The organism is Nocardiopsis nanhaiensis (assembly GCF_054778635.1).
In genome coordinates this window covers 18890-42088 of record NZ_BAAGZJ010000068.1, presented here as the reverse complement: position 1 = coordinate 42088, position 23199 = coordinate 18890, and the positions used below count along the sequence as shown (strand labels likewise).

20 protein-coding genes are annotated in these 23199 nt (G+C 69.1%); 5 read left to right on the top strand and 15 right to left on the bottom strand.

Annotated features, from left to right (window positions below):
- Window positions 1–3: 3 nt before the first annotated feature.
- Window positions 4–2697, top strand: a complete 2694-nt coding sequence (locus ACYVD1_RS25985) for an ABC transporter permease (RefSeq protein ID WP_460777110.1) — start codon at window positions 4–6, stop codon at window positions 2695–2697.
- 136 nt (window positions 2698–2833) lie between these two features.
- A complete protein-coding gene (locus tag ACYVD1_RS25980; protein WP_460777105.1) occupies window positions 2834–4471 on the top strand; it encodes an MFS transporter in 1638 nt (545 codons plus the stop codon).
- 12 nt (window positions 4472–4483) lie between these two features.
- Here the strand turns inward: ACYVD1_RS25980 and ACYVD1_RS25975 are convergent, their stop codons facing one another.
- The 5 genes from ACYVD1_RS25975 to ACYVD1_RS25955 form a co-directional block, all read right to left on the bottom strand.
- Window positions 4484–4774, bottom strand: a complete 291-nt coding sequence (locus ACYVD1_RS25975; RefSeq protein ID WP_460777104.1) for a hypothetical protein — start codon at window positions 4772–4774, stop codon at window positions 4484–4486.
- Window positions 4775–4914: 140 nt separating this feature from the next.
- Window positions 4915–5208 (bottom strand): hypothetical protein, encoded by a 294-nt coding sequence (locus ACYVD1_RS25970; RefSeq protein WP_460777103.1) that lies wholly within the window; start codon window positions 5206–5208, stop codon window positions 4915–4917.
- Window positions 5209–5258: 50 nt separating this feature from the next.
- A complete protein-coding gene (locus ACYVD1_RS25965; protein WP_460777102.1) occupies window positions 5259–6095 on the bottom strand; it encodes a polyprenol monophosphomannose synthase in 837 nt (278 codons plus the stop codon).
- Between the two features lie 142 nt (window positions 6096–6237).
- On the bottom strand, window positions 6238–7044 hold the full coding sequence (locus ACYVD1_RS25960; RefSeq protein ID WP_460777101.1) for a DeoR/GlpR family DNA-binding transcription regulator: 807 nt from the start codon (window positions 7042–7044) through the stop codon (window positions 6238–6240).
- A 58-nt stretch (window positions 7045–7102) separates the two neighbouring features.
- Window positions 7103–7237: a hypothetical protein gene (locus tag ACYVD1_RS25955; protein WP_460777100.1), complete on the bottom strand. Its 135-nt coding sequence runs from the start codon at window positions 7235–7237 to the stop codon at window positions 7103–7105.
- 101 nt (window positions 7238–7338) lie between these two features.
- Here ACYVD1_RS25955 and ACYVD1_RS25950 point away from each other — a divergent pair, with 101 nt between their 5' ends.
- Complete coding sequence (locus ACYVD1_RS25950; RefSeq protein ID WP_460777099.1) at window positions 7339–8109, top strand: 4'-phosphopantetheinyl transferase family protein; 771 nt, start codon at window positions 7339–7341, stop codon at window positions 8107–8109.
- A gap of 22 nt (window positions 8110–8131) precedes the next feature.
- Here the strand turns inward: ACYVD1_RS25950 and ACYVD1_RS25945 are convergent, their stop codons facing one another.
- Window positions 8132–9283, bottom strand: coding sequence for an acyl-CoA dehydrogenase family protein (locus ACYVD1_RS25945; protein ID WP_460777098.1), 1152 nt, complete (start codon window positions 9281–9283; stop codon window positions 8132–8134).
- Between the two features lie 196 nt (window positions 9284–9479).
- Between ACYVD1_RS25945 and ACYVD1_RS25940 the strand changes: the two genes are divergently transcribed.
- On the top strand, window positions 9480–10403 hold the full coding sequence (locus ACYVD1_RS25940) for a LysR family transcriptional regulator (RefSeq protein ID WP_460777097.1): 924 nt from the start codon (window positions 9480–9482) through the stop codon (window positions 10401–10403).
- A gap of 283 nt (window positions 10404–10686) precedes the next feature.
- Window positions 10687–12000, top strand: coding sequence for an ABC transporter substrate-binding protein (locus tag ACYVD1_RS25935; protein ID WP_460777096.1), 1314 nt, complete (start codon window positions 10687–10689; stop codon window positions 11998–12000).
- Between the two features lie 19 nt (window positions 12001–12019).
- Here the strand turns inward: ACYVD1_RS25935 and ACYVD1_RS25930 are convergent, their stop codons facing one another.
- From ACYVD1_RS25930 to ACYVD1_RS25890, 9 genes are all read right to left on the bottom strand, one after another.
- Window positions 12020–12778 carry a TVP38/TMEM64 family protein gene (locus ACYVD1_RS25930; RefSeq protein WP_460777095.1) on the bottom strand — a complete coding sequence of 253 codons (759 nt, stop codon included), beginning with the start codon at window positions 12776–12778 and terminating at the stop codon, window positions 12020–12022.
- A gap of 20 nt (window positions 12779–12798) precedes the next feature.
- Window positions 12799–14211: a sensor histidine kinase gene (locus ACYVD1_RS25925; RefSeq protein WP_460777093.1), complete on the bottom strand. Its 1413-nt coding sequence runs from the start codon at window positions 14209–14211 to the stop codon at window positions 12799–12801.
- Between the two features lie 111 nt (window positions 14212–14322).
- Window positions 14323–15186 carry a TIGR03943 family putative permease subunit gene (locus ACYVD1_RS25920; protein WP_460777091.1) on the bottom strand — a complete coding sequence of 288 codons (864 nt, stop codon included), beginning with the start codon at window positions 15184–15186 and terminating at the stop codon, window positions 14323–14325.
- The gene (locus tag ACYVD1_RS25915; protein WP_460777090.1) at window positions 15183–16265 is read right to left on the bottom strand and encodes a permease; all 1083 of its coding nucleotides are present in this window, start codon (window positions 16263–16265) and stop codon (window positions 15183–15185) included. Before ACYVD1_RS25915 ends, ACYVD1_RS25920 begins: the two co-directional genes overlap by 4 nt.
- Before the next feature lie 144 nt (window positions 16266–16409).
- On the bottom strand, window positions 16410–18008 hold the full coding sequence (locus ACYVD1_RS25910; protein WP_460777089.1) for an alanine/glycine:cation symporter family protein: 1599 nt from the start codon (window positions 18006–18008) through the stop codon (window positions 16410–16412).
- 203 nt (window positions 18009–18211) lie between these two features.
- On the bottom strand, window positions 18212–19717 hold the full coding sequence (locus ACYVD1_RS25905; protein WP_460777088.1) for a DEAD/DEAH box helicase: 1506 nt from the start codon (window positions 19715–19717) through the stop codon (window positions 18212–18214).
- A gap of 353 nt (window positions 19718–20070) precedes the next feature.
- The gene (locus ACYVD1_RS25900) at window positions 20071–20913 is read right to left on the bottom strand and encodes an enoyl-CoA hydratase/isomerase family protein (RefSeq protein WP_460777087.1); all 843 of its coding nucleotides are present in this window, start codon (window positions 20911–20913) and stop codon (window positions 20071–20073) included.
- Window positions 20914–20984: 71 nt separating this feature from the next.
- The gene (locus ACYVD1_RS25895; RefSeq protein WP_460761684.1) at window positions 20985–21191 is read right to left on the bottom strand and encodes a helix-turn-helix domain-containing protein; all 207 of its coding nucleotides are present in this window, start codon (window positions 21189–21191) and stop codon (window positions 20985–20987) included.
- Window positions 21192–21414: 223 nt separating this feature from the next.
- On the bottom strand, window positions 21415–23013 hold the full coding sequence (locus ACYVD1_RS25890) for an ABC-F family ATP-binding cassette domain-containing protein (protein WP_460777086.1): 1599 nt from the start codon (window positions 23011–23013) through the stop codon (window positions 21415–21417).
- Window positions 23014–23199: the final 186 nt, after the last annotated feature.

Sequence of the window (23199 nt, the reverse complement as noted above, 5' to 3'; positions counted from 1 at the left end):
GAGTTGCTGCGCACCACACTGGCCGGACTGAGACTGCACGCCTCCCGGTACGTCACCACCACACTGGCGATCCTGCTCGGCGTCATGTTCATCTCCGGCACGATGGTCTTCGCCGACACCCTCAACGACAGCTACGAAGAGACCGTGATGGGCTCGGCCACCAGCGTCGACGCCATCGCCGTCCCCGAAGAGCCGGAGAGTCCGCAGCCCGCGGACGGGCCACCCGAACAGCCCGTCCCCTTCGACCAGACCGTGCTCGACGACGTCCGCGCCCTGCCTGAGGTCGCCGAGGCCGACGGACTGATTGAGGGCCAGGCCGTGCTCCTGGACTCCGACGGCCGCGCCTTCGGCCAGGTGCCGCCCGCCGCCATGACGTTCGGCGACACCACCCGGTTCTCCCCGAGCGAGGGTGCACTGCCTGCCTCCAGTGACGAGATCGCTCTGGCCACCTCCACCGCGGACCAGTCCGGGTTCGATGTCGGCGACACCGTCACCGTGCTCGACCCCGAGCAGGCCGAGCGCGACTTCACCGTCACCGGGCTGGTCAATTTCGGGGTGAGCGGCACCTACGGGTTCCGCGGTGGGCTGGTCTTCGACCAAGAGACGGCCGGGGAGATGACCGGGGCCAGCGGTTACTCAGAGATCAATGTGCTGGCCTCCGAGGGTGTGACGGACAGCGACGCCGCGGCCGCGGTCGCCTCGGTCACCGGAACCGACGTCAGCACCGGCACGGAGTACGGCGAAGAGATGGCCGAGAACGCCGGCGGCCAGACCGATACCCTGCGTATCGGCCTGCTGCTCTTCGGCGTCATCGCGATGTTCGTCGCGGGGATCGTCATCTACAACACCTTCGCGATCCTCGTCGCCCAGCGCCAGCGCGAACTCGCCCTGCTGCGCTGCGTGGGCGCCAAGCGCGGCCAGGTCTTCCGCTCCGTGCTCACCGAATCGTTCGTGGTAGGACTCATCGCCTCCGCTCTCGGCGTCCTGGCCGGCGTGGGCATCGGCATGCTGGCAGCGCGGTTCGGCGGTCAGATGATGGGCACCGACGTCACCGCCTCCGTGGTGATCAGTCCCACCACGGTGATCGTCGGCCTACTGGTCGGCACGTTGATGACGGTCGCCTCCGCCCTCATCCCGGCTACCCGAGCCACTCGGGTGGCGCCGCTGGCGGCCCTACGCGCCAGCGCCACCGCCGCCGGGCTGGAGAAGGGCACCGGCTGGATCCGTGTGCTGTCCGGCCTGGCGGCCTTCGCGGTCGCCGCGGCCCTGATCGGCATGAACCAGATGACGGGCCCCGGCCCCAACGGACTGTTCACCGTGGTGGGCGCCGCCCTGATCGCCTTCGTCGGCGTGGTCGTCCTCGGCCCGCTGCTGGTGCGCGGCATCGTTCGCCTGGTCGGGATCCCGCTCCGCCGGGTGGGGGTGCCCAGCATGCTCGCCGTGGACAACTCCACCAGGAGCCCGCGCCGGGCCGCCACCGCCATGATCGCCCTCACCGTGGGCGCCACCCTCATCACCGGCTACTCCGTGGTCAGCTCCTCGCTCGAGACCACCATGACCCAGATGCTGGACGAGCAGTTCCCGGTGGACTACCAGATCAGCCCGCAGTTCGGGTTGGACGAGGAGTCCGCGGCCGAGGTGGGAACCCCGGGGGGCGGAGACAGCGCCGAAGGTTCCGACGAAGCCCTCGCCGGGAGTGGGCCCGGCGCGGAGGACGGACCGGGCACCGAGGACACCGTCGAGGATGACACGGGCCTGGACGGTCTGGCCCGCATCCCCGCTCAGGTCCGCCAGGACCTGGAGGGTTCGGCCGCCGTGGACAAGGTGTTCAGTGAGCGCTCGGGCACCGCGGAGGTGGACGACGCCGCGGTCGTCGGCCGCGACGGAAGCGTTCCGGTAACCACCTACGTCGGTGCCGACTTGGGCACCGACATCCAGAGCGAGACGGTCGAGGGCGACCTGGCCGACCTGGACCCGGCCGGTGTGGTCGTCTCCGAGGACTACGCGGACGGTCACAGGGTGGGCGACACATTCACCTTCTCGACCCCCGAGGGCGATCTGGACTTGGAGATCGTCGCGATCACCGAGGCAATGCAGATGGTCTCCGGTGCCACGGTCGACACCGAGGACTTCGCGGCGATGTTCCCCGATGAGACCGAATACACCAGCATGATGGTCCAGGGTGTCCCGGATGCCGACCCGGCCGAGCTGCGCGCCGACGTCTACGGCGCCGTGGACGACCAGCCGGCCCTGCAGGTCGAGTCGGCCGCCGAGATGAGGAACCAGTTCTCCGAGATGATGGACATCGCCTTCTACACCATCGCGGCGATGCTGGGCCTGGCGATCATCATCGCGGTGTTCGGCATCTCCAACACGATGGCGCTGTCCGTTCTGGAGCGCACCCGGGAGTCCGCGCTGCTGCGGGCTCTGGGTCTGACCAAGGGGCAGCTGCGCCGGATGCTCAGCATCGAGGCCGTACTGCTGTGCCTGATCGGTGCCGGGATCGGCATCGTCATGGGCGTGGTGTTCGGTTGGGCCGCGGGTGCGGCCGTGCTGCCAGACCTCATGTTCAGTATCCCCACGGCCCAGATCACGGTGTTCATCGGGGTCGCACTCCTGGCCGGGCTGCTGGCCGCCGTGCTACCCGCGCGCCGGGCCGCCGGAACCTCGATCACGGGGGCGCTCGCCAGCGAGTAGCCACGGATCCCAGCAACCCGGAGATCAAAACCGAACAGGGCGACGGAAAGTCGGCGCGGACCCTCTCCTACGGGCGGGGGTCCGCTCCTATGGTGTCGGTAGTCCACCGAAGGGCTTGCCCGCGGGAAGGTTACTCATGAGTGGTTCGACCTCGGTACCGGGCACCGGCGGGCAGGTGGGATGGGGAACACCGGCGGCCCGGTGGATGCTGACCGCGACGGTCCTGGCTTCGGGTATGGCCTTCCTGGACTCGACCGTGGTGACGGTGGCGCTGCCCGCCATTCAGGGGGACTTGGACACGGGGCTGGCCGGTCTGCAGTGGATCGTCAACGGGTACATGGTGACGCTCTCCGCGCTCATCCTGCTCAGCGGTTCGCTGTCCGACCGGTTCGGCCGGGTCCGGTTGTTCATGGTCGGGGGCGCGGTCTTCGCGCTGGCCTCGGCCCTGTGCACGTTCGCACCCACATTGGAGTGGCTGGTCGCGGGGCGCGTGATCCAGGGGGTGGGCGGCGCACTACTGACCCCGGGGAGCCTGGCCATCCTTCAGGCGGGTTTCAGGGAGGACGACCGGGCCCGGGCGATCGGCGCCTGGTCGGGGCTCACCGGTGTGGCCTCAGCGGTGGGACCGTTCGTGGGCGGCTGGCTGGTGCAGATCGGTGACTGGCGGCTGATCTTCCTCATCAACCTGCCGATCGCGGTCGTGGTACTGCTGATCGCCCGGTTCAAGGTGCCGGAGTCCCGGGACACCTCCGCCGCCCGGCAGCTGGACTACAACGGCGCCCTCTTGGGCGTGGTGGCCTTGGGCGGTATCACCTACGCCCTGATCCAGTGGGGTTCGGTGGGCGGGACCCCGGCAGTGTGGACCGGGGCCGTGGTGGGTGTACTGGCCCTGGCCGCGTTCCTGGTGGTGGAGTCGCACAGCCGGGCGCCCATGCTGCCGCTGGGGATATTCCGGTCGCTGCCGTTCAGCGTGACCAACGCCGCCACCGTCATGATCTACGGTTCGCTGGGTCCGCTGCTGTTCCTCCTGGTGATCTACCTCCAGGAGGTCTCGGGGTACTCGCCGATCGCAGCGGGGGCCGCCTCCCTCCCGATCACCGTCCTCATGCTGCTGCTGTCGGCCCGTTCGGGAAAGCTCGCCGCCCGGTTCGGCCCCAGACTCCAGCTGGTGGTCGGGCCCCTCCTGCTCGCCGCCGGCTTCCTGCTGCTCGCACGGCTGGACCAAGAGGCCCCGTACCTGACGGGGGTGCTGCCCGGGGTCGTGTTGGTGGCGCTGGGCCTGTCCACCACCGTCGCCCCGCTGACGGCGACCGTCCTGGCCTCGGCCCCCGAACGGCACGCGGGGCTGGCGTCGGGGGTGAACAACACGTTCGCGCGGGGCGCGCAGCTGATCGGTGTGGCCGCGGTGCCGGTACTGGCCGGGATCGGCGGCTCCGGCGGTGAGGGCACAGGGGCACACGGCGACGCCTCAGCGATCGCGGCCGGGTTCGGCACGGCGATGCTGATTCTGGCCGGTCTGTGCGTACTGGCCTCGGTGTGCGCGCTGGCGCTGCCGCGCGGGCGGATGCCCGAGACCGACGTGGACACCGGCCAGAGCTCAGGTTCCGAGAGGGCAGGCGCAGCCGAAGGGGCCGGAACGCCCGAAAGGGCTGGCCCCGCCGAACCGCACGCTGAGGAAGGGCCCACGCGGTTCTGCGGCGTATCCGGGCCGCCCATGCGCGCATGCCCTGGATCGACCGCGGGGAACACCGAGGGCGGGCCGACGCGGCGGTGAGGTCCCGTCCGGTCAGTCCTGGCCTTCCGGGGGACGGTCGTTGACGGCGTCGGGGTCGGGTACCACGGTCAGTGCCTCCTCTTCGGCACTGCGTTCACCGCCCCAACGCTGGCGCGGCACGACGCCCAGGCGCTCGGCGCGCACTCCGTCGTTGATCCCCAGCCACCCCCGGCTGTCGTCGTCCTCGAAGTTGTAGACGAGGATGTTGTAGTCAGGGTCGATGACCCTCTCGCGTTGGGCGACCTCGCTCGCCTGGGGGTCGTCACCCAGGTCGAAGTCCACCTCGTAGGGCTGTTCGGTCACTGTGTCCGCCTCCTTGCCCGTGGTCTTCCCCGCTGTGACCTCGATGATCGCAAATCCTCGTGCACTTGTGAAGGAATCGGAGGGCGGACAGCGGGCAGGGCCCCGAGGCGAGAACGTCCTCTAGGCCCTGCCTTGCGGGTTCAGGTGTCTTCGGGCTCGTCCACCTCGCGGACCGCCGCTTCCTCAGCAGCGGGGTCGTCGATGCCGAAGTCCTCACGCGGGATGACGTCGTCGCGCTCCTCACGGACCTCCTGGTCGATACCGCGTCCGGTCGCGGCGCCCTCGTCCTCGAAGGTGTAGCCGTAGACGCCCGCTCCCGGGTTCTGGCGGCTCTCGGCCTCGGCGATCTCGCTCTCCTGGGGGTCCTCCCCCATGTCGGAGTCCACGTCGTAGGGCTGTTCGGACATGATCTCGCCCCCATAGTTCGCGTTCACCCAGATGATCGCAGGTCAGGGCGTTCACACGAAAGGGGACACGGCTCCGGTCAGCGGCGGGCGTTCTCCGCACGGCGCAACCTCAGGGGACGCAGGGCCGCCTCGAGGGCGACGGCACCGTCGAGCTTGCTCTCGCCGACGACCCGGTCCTCGAAGTGGATGGGGATCTCCATGATCTTCTGACCGCGGCGGTAGGCCCGGTAGTGCATCTCCACCTGGAAGGCGTAACCGGTGCTCTCGATGCTGGGCAGGTCCAGCACCGCCAGGGCCGAGGCCCGCCAGATCTTGAACCCCGCGGTGACGTCCTGGACGGGGATGGCCAGGACGGTCTTGACGTAGGTGTTGGCCCAGCCGCTGAGCAGGCGGCGGCGCAGCCCCCACGCCGCGGAGAGGCTGCCGCCTGGCACGTAGCGGCTCCCGATGACCACCCCGGCGCCGGTCGAGTGCAGGGTGCCCAGGAGCTGGGGGACATAGCCCGCCGGATGGCTGAGGTCGGCGTCCATCTGCACCACGTAGTCGGCGCCGTCGGCCAGGGCGCGCGTCATGCCTTCCACATAGGCGCGGCCGAGTCCGTCCTTGCGCGTGCGGTGCACCACCGTCAGCCGGTCGTTGCCGGCCCCGGTTGCGCCAAGGTCCACGGCGAGCTTGTCCGCGACCTCGCCGGTGCCGTCGGGCGAGTTGTCGTCCACCACCACGACGCGCAGTTCGGACAGGTCGAGCGCCATGAGCTGGGACACCAGGACCGGCAGGTTGTCGGCCTCGTTGAAGGTGGGGACGACCACGGTGATCCGCGAACTCCGCCAGGGCTCGGGGAGCGCCACCGGCTGGGGGGTGACCCGCACCGGCGCGGACGGGTCGTGCTCCGGATGCGTCGGTTGGGAGGGCATGCGCGGCGGCTCCTGAGGGGTGGGCGGCGAGTGCTGGCTGGACGGAGGTGCGTCCAGGATCACGCATACTGCGTTCACCGCACAATACGCGCAAACGGTAGGATACGCCCCTTTCACCGCCGAAAGCGGGGAACACCCGGGGTCACTGTCCCCGTTCGCCGTCCACCACGGCGACGTGGACGAGGGCGCCGGTCTCCTCCAAGGTCAGCAGCACCTCCGGGTCCGCGCTGCTGTCGGTGACCAGGTGCGCGATCTCCTCCGGGGCGACGGTGGGCACCATGGTGTCGGCGCCCACCTTGGTGTGGTCGGCCAGGACGATGGTCTCCTCCGCGCAGGCGGACAGCGCCCGGTCGACGCTGGCTACGGCGGGGTTGGGGGTGCTCAGGCCCCGGTCGGCGCTGACGCCGTTGCCGGAGAGGAAGGCCCGGTTGACCCGCAGTCCCGTCAGCGAGGCCTCAGCGCTGACCCCGACGAGGGCTCTCATGGGTGCGTGTACGGTACCGCCGGTCATGACGACCTCCACCCCGGCGGCCCCGGCGAGGATGTCGGCCACCCGCAGGGAGTTGGTGACGACCGTGAGGTCGCCGTGGCCCAGCAGGGCGCGGGCGAGGGCCTCTGCGGTACTCCCCGGGCCGATGGTGATGGCGTCTCCGGGGCGGACCAGACGGGCCGCGATGGCGGCGATGGCGGCCTTCTCCGCCGCGCACTGCCCGCTCTTGCCCGTGTAACTCTGCTCGTGGACGATCCGCCCGGGCAGCGCCGCGCCTCCCCTGCGGCGATCGAGCAGGCCCTCGGCCTCCATGGCGCGCACATCACGGCGGACCGTGACCTCCGAAGCGCGGACCTTCGCGGCGATGTCCCGCAGGGACATGCTGCCGTTGGCCCACACCAGTTCCAGGATGCGTTCCCGGCGTTCGGCTGCGAAGGCCGGGCGGCTCTCCTCGACCATGGCTGGGGACCCACTTTCCGTGCTCTCGTGTTGTGCACGGCAGGGGTACCGCGCCGGATCAGGGTACGGGCCGGTCCTCACGGGACTGTGTCCCGGCCTCGGGCTTCTCCGTCAGGAGCGTCACCAGGATGACCGCGGTGAGGGCCACGAGTCCGATGAGCGACGCGGCCCCGAACAACATGACGACAGACATCTGAGCCTCCAAGGGGGCGGGCTGACCTGCCACTTACCGGATGCCCCGTTTCCCTCCCGCTCACACCACCGATCCGCCGGAAGATCAGCCACAATGGAGGCATGACCCTCAGCTCCGCGCCACTTGAGTCCACGGTGTGGTGGGCCCACACCTCCACCGCGAGCGAACGTCTGCTGCGTCTGCTGGACAGCGAGGAACTCGCCCGCCAGTCCCGATTCCGGCTCCAGGCCGACCGCGACCGCCACCTGCTGGGCCGTTCGCTGGCCCGTCTGGCGCTGGCCGAGCGCGCGGGCTGCGCTCCCGAGAAGGTCACCTTCGACCTGCACTGCCTGTCCTGTGACGAGAAGTCGCGGACCGGTGCAAGCGGGGGCGACGACACGCCCCACGGCAAGCCGGTGCCCTCCGGTGCGGCCAAGGGGTGGGAGATCTCCGTCAGCCACTCGGGTGAGTGGGTGGTCCTGGCCCTGTCCTCGGGCGCGCCGGTCGGGGTGGACGTCGAACGGGTCTCGGACACACGTGACCTGGCGGGGCTGGCCGGGTATACGCTGGCCGACACCGAGCAAGAGGCCTGGCGGGAGCTGTCCGGCGAAGGTCAGATCGGCGCATTCTTCGGCTACTGGGCCCGCAAGGAAGCCCTGCTCAAGGCGACCGGCCTGGGCCTGTCCGGCGGGCTGCGCCGAGTGGCCGTCACCCCGCCGCACACCGAGCCGCGGCTGGTGTCCTGGGAAGGCGGCGGCGCACCCGGGTCCACGTGGTTGTCGGACCTGGAGCGCGGGCCCGACTACCGGTCAGCGCTGGCCGTGCTGACGGACCGCCCCGTGGAGCTGGCGGTGCACCCCCCTGAGCGCACCGCCGACCTCCTGCGCTCCTGACCCCGGCGCGGTTCGCGCGGAACTAAGCGGTGGCCAGGTGACGGCTGATCACCATGCGTTGTACCTGGTTGGTGCCCTCGACGATTTGCAGGACCTTGGCCTCGCGCATGTAGCGCTCGACGGGGAAGTCGCGGGTATACCCGTAGCCGCCGAAGACCTGGACCGCGTCGGTGGTGGCCTTCATGGCCGTGTCGGTGGCCATGAGCTTGGCCATTGCGGCCTGCTTACCGAACGGGAGTCCGGCGTCGCGCCTGCGCGCGGCCGCCAGGTACAGCTCGCGGGAGGCGGCGACCTGCGTGGCCATGTCGGCGAGCATGAAGCCCACCCCCTGGAAGTCACCGATGGCGGTGCCGAACTGGCGGCGTTCGCGGGAATAGGCGAGCGCGGCGTCCAAGGCGGCCTGGGCCAGTCCCACCGCACACGCGGCGATGCCCAGGCGACCGGAGTCCAGGGCGGACAGGGCGATCCCGAAGCCCCGGCCCTCCTCCCCCACGAGCGCGTCCGCGCCCAGTTCGACGTCCTCGAAGAGCACACCGGCCGTGGGCGAGGAGCACATGCCCATCTTGCGTTCCGGGGCCGCCGATCCGAGGCCGGGGGCGTCCGCCGGGACGTGGAAGCAGCTGATGCCCCGTGCGCCCGAGTCCGCGTCGCCGGTGCGGGCGAAGAGCGCGTAGTAGTCGGCCCGCCCCCCGTGGGTGATCCACGCCTTGGCACCGTTGACGCGGTATCCGTCTTCGGTGCTCTCGGCACGGGTGGTCAGGGCTGCTGCGTCGGAGCCGGAGGCGGTCTCGGACAGGCAGTAGGCACCAAGGAGGTCACCGCCGACCATCGCGGGCAGGTGCGCCGCGCGCTGCTCGTCGGTGCCGAATGCGGCCAGCGGATAGCAGGAGAGCGTGTGGACGCTGACGCCCAGTCCGACCGCGAGCCAGCCACGGGCGAGCTCCTCCACCACCTGGAGGTAGACCTCGTAGGGCTGTTCGCCACCGCCGTACTCGGCGGGGTAGGGAAGGCCGAGCAGCCCGGCTCCGCCCAGGGTGGCGAAGACGTCGCGGGGGAAGACGGAGTTCTCCTCGTCCGCGGCGGCGCGCGGGGCGATCTCCTTGTCCACGATCTCCCGGGTCAGCTCCATGAGCTGCTCAGCCTCGGGTGTGTGCAGCGTGCGTTCGACCGCCATGACCTCTCCCCACGGATTTAGTAGGTCGTCCAACTATATGGTGACCGACGGCACTGTATCCCACCGCCCCGCCCGATCGACCTCCACCCTGGACAGCGGCGGCGTATGAACCCGGACCACTGGACGGGATGTGCATCGCATCCGTTCTGGCACGCACGTCTGTACACAAGGGCCTTCCGCGCCTTAGATTCCACGCATGGACCTCGAACTCCGCCACCTCCGTACGATCTGCCTCCTGGCTGACACCGGCAGCGTGACCAGGGCGGCCGCGGCGCTCTCCACCTCTCAGCCCGCGCTCACCACCCAGCTGCAGCGGATCGAACGCGAGGTCGGCGGGCAGCTGTTCGAACGCGGGCGTTCGGGGGTGCGACCGACCGAGCTCGGCGAGTTCGTCCTCGTCCGCGCACGGGCGGTCCTGCTGTCCATGGACGACCTCCTGCACGACATCACCGCGCGCGGGGCCTCTCCAAGCACGCTGAGAGTGGGCGGCATCGGCCCGCTCACCGTGGAACTGTCGGCGCGCATGCCCGAGATCTTCCCCAACGTGCCGGTCCACGTCCGTACCGAGTACTCGCCCAAGCTGGTCACCGACCTGGTCCGGGCCGGCCGTCTCGACATGGGTACGACCATCGACTACGTGGACCGCGACCTACCCACGGACGGCCCGCTCGCCTGGGCGATGCTCGCGGTGGACCCGCTCCACGTCGCGCTGTGGGCCCACCACCCCCTCGCGGAGAAGCCGTTCATACGCTTGGAGGACCTGGCCGGGAACTCCTGGGCCCTGACGCCGCCGGACGGCACCGGCTGGCCCGAATGCTTCTACCTGGCCTGCCAACGGGCGGGATTCAGCCCTGAAGTCCCCTACCGCCTCTACGAACGCTCCGAGATCCGCGACCTCATCGCCGACCGCCGGGCCATCGCCCCGTGCCAGTCGGACTTCGACTCGGGCCGGGGCGTTGTGGTGCGCCAGCTGGACGGCGCCCCGATACAGCTCCGCCATCTCCTGGTCTGGCGCCGGGACAGCGCAGTACACCAGTCAGCGAACCGGGTCGCACGGCTGGCCAGGGAGCTCCTGGGTCGGCCGCCGACCGGCGGGGAGCCCGCGCCGACCACGACCTGAACCCGGGCATGGCTTTGAGACCCACCCCAGGGACGGAGAACCGGACCGAGCTTCGAGAGCCGGCCCGAGTCCTGACCCCCACCCGAACTGGTCACACCATTGGGGGTTACCGGGGGTTGCAGTAATGAACAGCACTCGTATGATGTTTACCAACCGGTAACGTACTAGCGAGTAGGCGTACCCGCCCCCCGATACCTCTCCCGAGCTACGAAGCCGCTTTCCCCCACGGGCCGAATACCAGGCCTCCCGCTGCGAAGGCACAACCGAGTTCAGGACTTCAACCATGCGATCACTGAGAATCATCGCGTCGGCGCTCGCCGTCGCGGTTCTCGCCGCCTCCTGCGGCGACCCCGAATCGGCGGGCGACACGGGGAAGAACGCGACGATGGGGGTCACCGAGGACAGCGTGGTCATCGGAACCCACCAGCCGCTCACCGGGGCCGCATCCCCCGGTTTCGAGCACGTCTCCACCGGTGCCAGTGCCGTGTTCGACTACATCAACGAGAACGGCGGCATCCACGGCCGCCAGATCGACTACCGGGTGGAGGACGACAGCTTCGACCCCGCCCAAACGATGGAAGCGTCCCGCACCCTCATCAACGACGACGAGATCTTCGCGATGCTCGGCGGTCTGGGCACCCCCACCCACGAGGCGATCATCGACGACCTCAACGAGGAGGGCGTCCCCGACCTCTTCGTCTCCTCCGGCGCACTGGAATGGGACCAGCCCGACGAGTACCCTCTCAGCTACGGATTCCAGGTGGACTACTCCAAGGAGGCCAAGGTCCAGGGGTCCTACATCGCGGACAACTTCTCCGGTGACGACGTCGGCCTGCTCTACCAGAACGACGACGTCGGCCCCGCCTCCCACGCGGGTATCGAGCAGTACCTGATGGACGAGATCGTCGCCTGGGAGTCCTACGACCCCGGCGTCCCCGAACTCGACGGCCAGATCGCCGAGCTGAAGGAGTCCGGCGCCGACGTCGCGGTGTGCTACTGCATCCCCGCCTTCCTGGGCCTGGCCGTCCTCCAGGCCCAGTCCATCGGCTACGAACCCCAGTGGGTGGCCCCCAGCTTCGGCGGCGACGTCGAGGTCGTCACCGACCTCATCTCCGAGTACGCCGACGGCACCCCCGCGGAGGACGTACCGCCGGAAGCCTTCCTCGACGGTCTGATCATCACCGCGTTCCTGCCGATGGTGGCCCAGCCCGACGACCCGTGGACCGAGTTCTACCGCGAGCTCCACGACGAGTACAACGAAGGCGCGCCCTTCACCGACACCACGGTGTACGGCATGGTGCAGGCCACCCTCTTCGCCCAGCTCCTCATGGAAGTCGGCCCCGACCTGGACCGCGAGACCCTCATCGACACCCTGCACGCCCATGAGTGGGCCGGGCCGGGCTTGGTGCCCTTCGTGGCCACCGAAGATGACCACAGCGGCTACTCAGGTGTGATGGTGGTCCAGAACAACGCCGACGAGGAGCTTGACGTCCTCCAGGAACCACGGGTGACCGACAGCGATGGCGGGGACATCCTGCCCTTCGACCTGGACCGGCCCGATCCCGAAGAGGTCGACCTGTACGACGGCACCGGGTGAGGGGCGGCGGGCGCGGGAATCAGCCCCGCGCCCGCCCGCTCTCCGAACACCCCGGCTCTGCGGGCCGGTCCTCCGAGGGCACCTTCTCCGAAGGCCCGGCCTCCGCAGGCTCAGCGGCCGGGTTCTCCGCCGCCGCACGCCCGGCCGTCGAACGGCGGGAGTACAGCCACCAGCCCGCGCCGATGACCACGGCCACGGCACCGGTGCCCAGTGCGACCTGGAATCCGACATCGGCCCCGCCGGCCCCCACCAGGACCAGTGCGACAGTAGTGGGCAGCGACCCGATCGCGGTTCCAAGCACGAAGGGCATCACCCGCATCCCGGTCAGCCCGAACCCGTAGTTGACCACCTGGTAGGGAAGGACCGGTATCAGCCGCAACTGCACCACCGTCAAGAGCGCGCGGCCGCCGGACAGGCCCTCCAGCCTGCTCCGGACTCTCTTCGGCAGCCTGCGCGAGACCGCGTCCCGCGCCACGTGCCGGGCCACGACGAACTGGGTCAAGGCGGCGAGGACCCCACCGATCAGGGCAAGGACCACACCAAGGGCCAGGCCGAAGAACAGTCCCCCCGCGATGTTGAGCGCGGGGCGGGGCAGCATCGCCTGGACGGCCAAGGTGTAGGAGGCCAGGTACACGAGGGAGCCGCCCAGGCCCGCATCATCGGTCCAGGACCGGACGGTCTCCAGGTCGAGTCCGCTCAGCAAGGCCCAGAGCACCAGCAGCAACCACCCGGTGAGCAGCGCCGCGCGCCCGACCCAACCTGCCTTCTTCTCCCCCATTCCACCCAGGGTAGGGCGTGTTATGGGGCATTCCTGTCCGGGATGTGCAGGAGGAACTGGGCACCACCGAGCAGATCGCTGTGCCGGGCGACGAGGCTCCCACCGTAGGCGCGCACGATCTCCCGGGAGATGGCCAGGCCCAGACCGCTCCCCCCGGGGTCGCGCTCCTTCGACTCCGGCAGCCGTGCGAAGCGCTCGAAGACGCGTTCGCGGTCCTCGACCGGGATCCCCGCTCCGTCGTCGTGGACCTCCACCACTGAGGCGCCGTCCTCGCGTTGGACGATGATGTCGATGCGGCTGTTCGCGTGGCGTTCGGCGTTGGCCACCAGGTTGGTCAGGACCCGCACGAGCCGGAGCCGGTTGACGACCGCGTACACCGGCCCGGAAGCGTGCACGCGCAGTTCGGGACGTCTGTGCCGGTCGGTGAACTCCTGCTCCACGAAGGCGGTGAGGTCCACGCGTTCGCGCGTCAGCGCCATGTCGTTGTCCAGCCGGGCCAGTTCCAGCAGGTCGGAGACGATGTTCTCCAACCGCTCGGTGTCGGACAGCAACCCGTTCAGGGTCCTCTCCCTGGCACGCGGATCGGGTTCGGGGTCGGAGAGTTCGACCTCCAGTTTCGTGCGCATCCCGGCGATGGGGTTGCGCAGCTCATGAGAGGCGTCGGAGACGAACCGGCGCTGTTGGCTGACGGCCTCCTCAAGCCGGACGAGGCTGGCGTTGGCGGTACGGGCCAGGTGGGCGATCTCGTCATCACTCTTGGGCACGGGCAGCCTGCGGTGCAGGTCGCTCATGGTGATGCGGTCCATCTCGGCACTGATCTCCTCCACTGGGCGCAGGGCCCTGCCGACCCCGTACCAGATGATCAGGGCGGTCCCGGTAACCAGGAGTATCGAGAGTCCGACCAGCACGTACTCCAGCGCGTTGGTGACCAGCAGCTGCGGGGTCCGAGCGGCCCCGAGGACGACCACGTCCCCGTAGGCCGAGTCGGTGACGGAGTACCCCACCACCTGCAGGCATTCCCCGGGGCCCTCCCCGGCGACCCCTCCGCAGACGGTGGTGTCGAGTCGGAAGTCATCCTCTTGGGGGGACTCGTCCGTCAGCGCGGGAAGGCCGCGTATGGGCTCGCTCGCGGCCAGGACCTCATGGGTCTCCTGGTCGACCACTTGGAGACGCTGGATGACGGCTCCGGTGGACGGGATCGACCCCTCGTAACGATCCGTCACGATGTGGTCGACCACCTGGCGCGCTCCCTCGGCCGCGAGGTCCCGCACCTGGTCGAGGGCCACCTGCCGAATCACCAGGAAGGAGAGGACGAGGAGAAGACAGACGACCGCGGCGAGCATGGCGACCGCCCCGGCGGTGACCCGGGCACGGATGGAGCGTGGCCGCAGTGCGCGCCATGATCTCCGGAGCCGCTCATACCGTTCTCCCACTCGCCCATTGTCACCCAGCGCGACAGTAAACCGGCGAATTGCCCCCGGTGTGGCGGCCGAACAGCACGAACGGGAACAAGGTCCCAACCAGCCCTTTTCGGTCGAACCCGGTTACTCGTAGGGGTCCGGCGGGTTGGTCACCTCCACGACCGAGGAGGTCGCGATCTCGTGCTCCGCGGCGTCGTACAGGTCTCCCTCAGGCTCCACCCAGGTGCCGGTGACCTCCCACCAGGTGTCGGCCTCCGGTTCCGGGTGGTCGGTGACGAGGACCTTGTTGACGACCGCGTCCGCGGCGCAGCAAGCCATCTGGAGCCTGGCCAGGTACCAGCCGTCCCCGTCCTCGTTGGGGACGGAGAAGCCGGTGAGCTTGATGTCCCGGCCCGAGAGCTCCCGCTCCTCATCCACCCAGGCCCGCATGACGAACTGCTGGATGCCGAGCTCCACGGCCTCTCCCGGAGCGGCGTCCTCCAGGCCGTCGCTGAACTGGGAGGAGGACCGTTCGTCCCTCGGCGGCGGACCGGAGGAGCCACCGGAGCTCTCGACGGAGTAGGAGCCGAGCGCGGGCGGCGCCACGACGAACACCGATACGACAGGAAGCAGGAGCAGCCAGGCCATACCGGGGGCGCGGGCGTGGTCGTGCCCGTGTCCGCCGCTCGCGGCGGACCGCCCTCCGTCGTAGTCCGCAACGGCTTGGTGCAGCTCCGTGCGGCCGGAGTCGACGGCACCCTCAACGGTTGGAGTGTCTTCGGCCCTCCCGTCCGCGACAGCTTCCCCCTGGTCGAGGGCGGGGTCCTCGCCACGCACCTCGGCCACGATGACCAGCGTTCCGAGCGCGATCATGACCACGCCAGTGGCGACCAGAAACGGCCCGAACCCCGCCTTGACCCAGTTCAGGTAGAGGTCTGTGGGAACCGTACTGGTGAGCGCCGCGGCTCCGAGCAGAACGAGCGTGAGCCCCTGGGCTATGCGGTTCACAGGATCAGACCTCCCACGAGGAAAGTACAGGCCAGACCGGCCACCAGACAGATGGGAGCGAAGCGAACAACGAACCTCCAGCCGAACACCCCGGCCTGCAGGGCGATAAGCTTGAGATCCACCATAGGACCGACCACCATGAACGCGAGCTGCGCGGTCGGGGAGAAATCGGTGAGACTGGCCGCGACGAAGGCGTCCGCTTCGGAGCAGATGGACAGGATGATCGCCAGCAGTGCGAGTACCAGCACCGAAATGACGGGCGCGTCAGCCACCGCCATCAGCCAGGACCGGGGCACGATCACGTTGAGCGTGGCGGCAGCCGCCGCGCCCACCACCAGGTAGCCGCCCGCGTGCATCATGTCGTGCAGCATCGACTCCCGGAAGGCCTTCCATTTGGAGGCCCCGGGGGTGTGCATGCGCGCCGGCAGGCGCAGCCAGTCCGCGCGGCCGAAGCGCACCCAGATCCAACCCACGATCACACAGGCGAGCAGAGAGGCCAGGAAGCGGGCGAGCACCATCTCCGGTTGTCCGGCGAAGGCCACGGCCGTGGCGATCATGACGATGGGGTTGATGGACGGAGCGGCAAGGAGGAAGGTGAGTGCGACCGCTGGAGCCACCCCGCGCTTGATCAGGCTGCCCGCGATGGGGACAGAGGCGCACTCGCAACCCGGCAGGAGCACACCGGAGGCACCTGCCACGGGCACTGCCCGGCGGGGGTCGCTGGGCAGGAACCTCCGGTAGAACGATGCGGGCACGAAGGCGACGAGTGCGGCGGAGAACGCCACACCGAAGACGAGAAAGGGCAGTGCCTGGAAACTGATCGCGGTGAAGATGGTCGCCCAGGCCAGAAAGGCCTGGTTGGTCAGTTCATCGGAGAACCAGGCGTGCACCATCGCCATGGCCGTGATGAAGAGGGCGAACAGCCATACCGTTCCGGTTCTCCGCGAGCTGTTGCGCCGCCCCCACTCGGCAGGGGGCAGTTCGTCTCCGCGGTCGTCCCAGCCATCGCCGAACGAGTCGCCGAGCGAGGTGGAACTAGGGGGCGCGGAGCCGCGCGCCGGTGTCTTCCGTTCGGACACAGGGGTACTCCGTCGGGCTCGGTTGGGATCTCCCCGCATAGTAGCCGAAAATCATTATCGTTTGCGCGCACCTAGCCAAGCTGTGGACAGGACAACGCACAAAAGTGCGCCCCAGGGCACCCGTTCCCCGGGCCGTCAGGGGGTTCAGGAGTCCCGTCCGTCGCCGCGGCCGGTCTCCGGCCCCTCTTCGTCGTGGCCCTCTTGCCGATCCGGGCTGTGCATGCCCTCACCGCCATCGACCACCGGGGCCTCCTGCGGATCCGGGTCACCGACCGGGGGCCCATCAGCCCGGTCCACGTCGTCGGGGAGCGGCCCTCCGGCCTCACCCCAGCAGTACACGTTCTGCAGGTCCGGCATCTTGGCCAGGTTGAACTGCGGGTCCAGACCGTTGCGCAGCTGGCGGCTGTAGTCGGCCAGGAGCCGGAAGGCCACCGTAGAGAGCGGCGCCAGGGCCAGGAGGTTGACGGCGGCCATCACGCCCATGGTGATGTCTGCGAAGCTCCAGACCACGACAAGCGGGGCCACGCAACCGAGGAAGACCGCGGCCAGGACCGCGGAACGGAAGTAGGTCATGTGCTGAGGGCTGGCGTCCATGAACTGGAGGTTGGACTCACCGTAGTAGTAGTTGCCCAGAACCGAGGTCCAGGCCAGCAGGAACAGGATGACCGTGAGAGCGTGGATCGACCAGGTGCCCAACGACTCCTGGAGCGCCATCTGCGCGACCACGATGGGCTCTAGGTCAGGGGCGAACTCCGTGCCGTACAGCAGCACGATGAACGCGGTCACCGAGCAGACGATCCAGGTGTCGAAGTACACCCCCAGGGTCTGGACCAGACCCTGCTTGGCGGGGTGGGAGACGGACGCGGTCGCACCGGCGTTGGGTGCCGAACCGAGGCCCGCCTCGTTGGAGAACATGCCGCGCCGAAGACCCCAGAGGATCGCGGTACCCACACCGCCCGCGGCGACCTCGCGGATACCGAAGGCGTGGGCGAAGATGCTGGCGAAGACCCCCGGCACGGACTCGATGTTGACGATGATGACCGCGACGCCCAGCAGGATGTAGAGGATGGCCATCAACGGGACCAAGCCCTGGGCGACGTGCGCGATACGGCGGACGCCGCCGAAGATGACCGCCGCGGTGAGGGCGACCAGGGCGAGGCCGACCACCGCGTTCAGGGCCAAGCCCGTGGGGCCGCCGAACTCGCCCACAGTGGTGCCGATAGCCCCCGCGATGCTGTTGGCCTGCACCGAGTTGAAGACCAAGCTGAAGGTCACGGTGATGACCACCGCGAACAGCACACCCATCCACCGGCGGTTGAGGCCGTAGAGCATGTAGTAGGCCGGACCGCCGCGGAATCCGGTACTGGTGCGCACTTTGTACAGCTGGGCGAGCGTGGACTCCACGAACGACGCCGCGCTGATGACCGCGGCCATCACCCACATCCAGAACACGGCCCCTGGGCCGCCCAGCATGATCGCCAACGTGACACCGACGATGTTGCCGGTGCCCACTCGGGAGGCCGCCGAGAGCGCGAACGCCTGGAAGGAAGAGATCTCCCTGCCGCCGTCCGGTGCCGTGCCGGGGCTGCTTCGCAGGACCCGGAACATCTCCGGTAGGAGCCGGATCTGGACGAACCCCGATCGCACTGTGAAGTAGAGGGCCAGCACGACCAAGAGCGGGATGAGAAAGAAGGTCCAGAAGGCGTCGTTGAGGGCGACCAGGACGTTGTTGAGGACGGTCACGCGTTCCCCTTCAGGCGGCGTGTGGTCCCGAGTACGACATCGGGGTTTCCGGCAACTGTCCTCGTCGGACCGGGTTTCGGCCAACTGGGACATGCGAAGGGGCGGTAAAGGACCGTAAACGCTGACGAGGCGGGCCCGACCGGAGTCGGACCCGCCTCGGGGTCTGGTGTCCCGCCCTCACATGCGCCGGACCTCAGGTATCGCTAGCTCTGCGGAGCGGAGTTGTAGCGGTCGTTGCGGCGGGGGCCACCTCGGTAGCCGCCACGGGAGTCGCTGCCACGGTAACCACCACCGCCGCGACGGTCGCCGCCCTCGCCTCGGTAGCCGCCGTCGCCGCGGTCGTTGCGGCGGTCGCCTCGGTAGCCGCCGTCGCCGCGGTCGTTGCGGCGGTCGCCACGGTAACCGCCGTCACCGCGGTCGTTCCGGCGGCCACGGTAACCGCCGCCACCGCCGCGGTAACCGCCGCCGCCACCGCGGTAACCACCGCGACGGGGACCGCCACGGCCGCGGCGGGGACGCTCGGGCTCCGGGGGCTCGATCCACGGCTCCCCGCTGGGCTCCTTGGCTCCGGTCACCTCGGAGAGGAGCTCGTCACCGGGGTTGACCAGGTGCTGCTTGGCGTCGACACCGGCGTCGTTGATCAGGCGGCGGGCCATACGGCGCTGGTTCGGCGCGACCAGGGACACGACGGCGCCCGAGGAGCCGGCTCGGGCAGTACGGCCACCGCGGTGCAGGTAGTCCTTGTGCCCGGTGGGCAGGTCGATGTTGACGACCAGGTCGATGCCGTCGACGTGGATGCCGCGGGCGGCGACGTCGGTGGCGACCAGGGCCTGGATCTTGCCCTCACGGAACTTGGCCAGGGTGCGGGTGCGCACGCTCTGGGTCTTGCCGCCGTGCAGGGAGGCGCTGGGAACGCCCGCCTCCGCCAGCTGCTCGCTGATGGTGTCGGCGCGGTACTTGCTGCGCACGAACAGCAGGGTACGGCCCTCGCGCGCGGCGATCTGGGCGACGATCTTGTTCTTGTCGCGGGGCAGCACCTTGAGCAGGTGGTGCTCCATGGTGGTGACCTGCGAGACCGGCGGGTCCACGGAGTGGGTCTGCGGGTTCTTCATGTACCGGCGGACGAGCTTGTCGACGTCACCGTCGAGCGTCGCCGAGAACAGCAGGGTCTGGCCATCGGGGTGCACCTGGTCGAGAAGCTCACTGACCTGCGGCATGAAGCCCATGTCGCACATCTGGTCGGCCTCGTCCAGCACCGAGATCTCGACGTCGCCCAGGTCGCAGGCGCCCTGGTCGATGAGGTCGGTGAGGCGGCCCGGCGTGGCGACGAGGACGTCGACACCGCGGCGCAGTTCGTTGATCTGGCGGGTGTAGGAGCTACCGCCCACGACGTCGCCGACCTTGACGCCCAGAACGCGGGCGTAAGTGCGGAACGCGTCGCGCACCTGGTGCGCGAGCTCTCGGGTGGGCACCAGGACCAGCGCACGGGGGCGGCTGGCGGCGGCACGGCGCTCGGAGCAGCGCATCAGGACCGGCAGGCCGAAAGCCAGGGTCTTGCCCGATCCGGTACGACCGCAGCCGAGGACATCGCGGCCCTCGATGGCGTCGGGGATGGTCGCGGCCTGGATCGGGAACGGGTTGGTCACACCGTTCTTCGCCAGCTCACCGACAACGTCCTTGGGAAGACCAAGGCTGTCGAAAGCGGGCATTACGGCAGTGTCCGTCGTCAAGTGACGTGTACCTTCCTCATCGTTTGGCAGCGTTTCGAGGAAGGCTCCACACGGCCACAGCGGACCCAGCGAAGAAATCACACAAACGCGCCTGATCACACGCGGAAGCGGCCCCGATGCATGTGGGGCTCGTGTGCTCTTCGGGTTAAGAGTGACGCCGACTGGGTCGACACGCTCTCCGCGTCTTGGCGGCCCGGCGCGCCCGGATGCGCGCGGCTATCGAACGACCGCTTGCAGCAGCGTACTAGAGATCCTCCGAGGGCGGGGACGGGATGGGCGCTTTTCGCCGGTGATACGGATCTCCCCACCCCGCCCCGTGTGGTGTGCCGAGGTCAGGCGCCCGGGGCCATGCTCTTAGCCAGCGCGGTCAGGCGGCCCACCTGCGCCTTGCGCTCGGCGGCGCACTGCTCGTCGAGCGTGTTGCCGACGGCCTCCTGGAGGAGCGCCTTGGTCGCGACGGCGGCGTCGGGGTTGGTCGCCAACAGACCCGCGACGGCGTCGTCCACCGCGCCGTCGAGCTCGTCGGTCCCGACCACCAGAGTGGCCAGTCCGAGGTCGCGGGACTCCTCGGCTCCGACCTTGCGCGCGGTCAGGCAGATCTCGGTGGCACGGTGCACGCCGACGATGTCCACCAGGGGCTTGGTGCCGGTCAGGTCCGGGACCAGACCAAGGGCGGGCTCCTTCATGCAGAACTTGGCGTCGTCGGCGAGGATGCGCAGGTCACAGGAGAGCGCGAGCTGGAATCCGGCGCCGATGGCGTGACCGCGAACGGCGGCGATGGTGACCAGGTCGGGTCGGCGCAGCCAGCGGAAACCCTGCTGGAGCTCGTCGATGTAGGAGTCCAGTTCGGCCTCGTCCGACGACCCGTCGGCGATCCCGGCGACGATGGAACGCTCGCCCTCGACCCCCTCGGGGGTGAACATGTTGAGGTCGATACCCGCGGAGAAGATGCCACCGTCTCCGGCAATGACGACGATTCGGACATCGCCGGGGAGCGCCTGGCCGATGTGGGCCAGAGTCGTCCAGGTGCGCCCGGTCATCGCGTTACGCCGCTCAGGTCGACTGATGGTGATGCGCGCGACCGCACCCTCCACCGCGAGCTTCAAGCCGGCCCGGGTCAGCTCCGCCTCGGTGGGCAAATCCAGTTTCCCGGACTCCGCCGATGCCTGTGCCATGGGTTCCTCCGTCACATCGGTTGGCAATGCACCGACCCTACTGGCCAGTAACACCATGGGTGCTACCGGGATCAGGCTTTGCGTGTCGCCCCGCCGCGTCCGCGCAGCTCCACCCCGGCCTCGCCGAGCAGGCGGTGCACGAAACCGTAGGAACGGCCGGTCGCGGCCGCCAGGGCCCGGATGCTCTCACCCGCGTCGTACCGACTCTTCAGCTGCGCCGCCAGCTCGGAGCGGTCCGCACCCGAAACCCGGGCGCCCTTTCTCAAGGCGTCACTCACAGTTCTCTCCCCATTGACGATGACCGGCATCCCTACTGGTCCGGCACGGACAATGATCGGACATCGCCCTCACACACCGCCACATTCACCAGGCGCCACGCCGACCGACCCCGGTTTCGGAGGGACATTAACCCCGACCGAAAAGGAGGGGGGTGAACCTCCCAGGATTCCGGACGTCCACCCCCGCACCGTGGTCACACGGCCCACCTCGTACAGGAACCCCTCAAGCGAGTGCGATGAGGTCTTCGAACTCGGCGTTCCACACGTCCTCGACACCGTCGGGCAGCATGATGACGCGCTCGGGCTGCAGCGCCTCGACCGCGCCCTCATCATGTGTCACCAGCACGATCGCGCCCTTGTAGTTGCGCAGGGCCGACAGGATCTCCTCGCGGCTGGCCGGGTCAAGGTTGTTCGTGGGCTCGTCGAGCAGGAGGACGTTGGCGCTGGAGACCACCAGAGTGGCCAGGGCGAGGCGCGTCTTCTCGCCGCCGGAGAGCACCCCGGCGGGCTTGGCCACGTCGTCCCCGGTGAACAGGAACGAACCCAGGGTCTTGCGGGCCTCGACCTCGGGGAGGTCGGGTGCCGCGCTCATCATGTTCTCGAGGACGCTCCGCTCCACGTCCAGGGTCTCGTGCTCCTGAGCGTAGTAGCCGAGCTTGAGTCCGTGGCCTGGGAGGACCTCACCGGTGTCGGGTTCCTCGACCCCGCCCAGAAGGCGCAGCAGCGTCGTCTTGCCCGCACCGTTCAAACCCAGGATCACCACGCGGCTACCCCGGTCGATGGCCAGGTCCACACCGGAGAAGATCTCCAAGGAGCCGTAGGACTTGGACAGCCCCTCTGCCATCAGCGGTGTGCGACCACTCGGAGCCGGGTCCGGGAAGCGCAGCTTGGCGACCTTGTCGGACTTGCGGACCCCGGAGACCCCGTCCATAAGCTTGTCGGCACGGTTGAGCATCTGCTGTGCGGCGCGCGCCTTGGTGGCCTTGGCGCGGAACTTGTCGGCCTGCTTGCGCAGGGTGTCGGCCTGCTTCTCGGCGTTGGCCAGCTCCCTGCGCCGACGGCGCTCGTCGGCCTCCCGCTGGGTCTGGTAGAGCTTCCAGCCCATGTTGTAGATGTCGATGACGCTGCGGTTGGCGTCCAGGTAGAACACCTTGTTGACCACGTGCTCGACGAGTTCCACATCGTGGCTGATCACGATGAGCCCGCCCTGGTGGGACTTGAGGAAATCACGCAGCCACACGATGGAGTCGGCGTCCAGGTGGTTGGTCGGCTCGTCCAGCAGCAGGGTGTCCGCGCCGCTGAACAGGATCCGGGCCAGCTCGATCCGGCGGCGCTGACCACCGGAGAGCGTGTGCAGAGGCTGCGACAGTACCTTGTCCGGCAGGCCCAGGCTGGAGGCGATGGCGGCGGCCTCGGACTCGGCCGCGTACCCGCCCAGCACGTGGAGGCGCTCCTCCCAGCGGGCGTAGGCACGCACACCCTTGTTACGGGTCTTCTCGTGGTCGCTGGTCATCTTCTTCTCGGCCTCGCGCAGACCGTTGAGCGCCTCGTCGATACCGCGTGCGGACAGCACCCGGTCCTTGGCGATGACGTCGAGGTCGCCGGTCCGGGGGTCCTGCGGCAGGTAGCCGATACTGCCCGAGCTGGTCACCGTGCCGCCGGTGGGTATGCCCTCACCCGCCAGCACCTTGGTCATGGTGGTCTTGCCCGCACCGTTGCGGCCGACCAGTCCGATCCGGTCCCCCGAGGCGATACGGAAGGTCGTCGGCTCCAGCAGGAGTCGAGGTCCGACGCGTAGTTCGAGGTCGGTGGCGATCAACATGGGTGGGGCATCCTCAAAGGTGGTTGAAGGGTTTGTCGCGGCGGGGTCGTCGAGGACGGGGTCCTACAGACGGACCGACCCAGCCTAACGGCACGGGCGCGGAGTGGAGCGAGAGGTTTTCCGCCGACCGGCCTCCGGACACGGGGGTGCCCCCGACCCACACAACGGGGGCGGGGGCACGGCGCA

Bases quoted from the DNA above. Each gene is read 5' to 3' on its own strand.
- ACYVD1_RS25945 (WP_460777098.1), bottom strand. From the start codon at position 9,283: ATGGCGGTCGAACGCACGCTGCACACACCCGAGGCTGAGCAGCTCATG.
- ACYVD1_RS25930 (WP_460777095.1), bottom strand. From the start codon at position 12,778: ATGGGGGAGAAGAAGGCAGGTTGGGTCGGGCGCGCGGCGCTGCTCACC.
- ACYVD1_RS25940 (WP_460777097.1), top strand. From the start codon at position 9,480: ATGGACCTCGAACTCCGCCACCTCCGTACGATCTGCCTCCTGGCTGAC.
- ACYVD1_RS25980 (WP_460777105.1), top strand. From the start codon at position 2,834: ATGAGTGGTTCGACCTCGGTACCGGGCACCGGCGGGCAGGTGGGATGG.
- ACYVD1_RS25905 (WP_460777088.1), bottom strand. From the start codon at position 19,717: ATGCCCGCTTTCGACAGCCTTGGTCTTCCCAAGGACGTTGTCGGTGAG.
- ACYVD1_RS25935 (WP_460777096.1), top strand. From the start codon at position 10,687: ATGCGATCACTGAGAATCATCGCGTCGGCGCTCGCCGTCGCGGTTCTC.
- ACYVD1_RS25900 (WP_460777087.1), bottom strand. From the start codon at position 20,913: ATGGCACAGGCATCGGCGGAGTCCGGGAAACTGGATTTGCCCACCGAG.
- ACYVD1_RS25890 (WP_460777086.1), bottom strand. From the start codon at position 23,013: ATGTTGATCGCCACCGACCTCGAACTACGCGTCGGACCTCGACTCCTG.
- ACYVD1_RS25955 (WP_460777100.1), bottom strand. From the start codon at position 7,237: ATGTCTGTCGTCATGTTGTTCGGGGCCGCGTCGCTCATCGGACTCGTG.
- ACYVD1_RS25960 (WP_460777101.1), bottom strand. From the start codon at position 7,044: ATGGTCGAGGAGAGCCGCCCGGCCTTCGCAGCCGAACGCCGGGAACGC.
- ACYVD1_RS25950 (WP_460777099.1), top strand. From the start codon at position 7,339: ATGACCCTCAGCTCCGCGCCACTTGAGTCCACGGTGTGGTGGGCCCAC.
- ACYVD1_RS25965 (WP_460777102.1), bottom strand. From the start codon at position 6,095: ATGCCCTCCCAACCGACGCATCCGGAGCACGACCCGTCCGCGCCGGTG.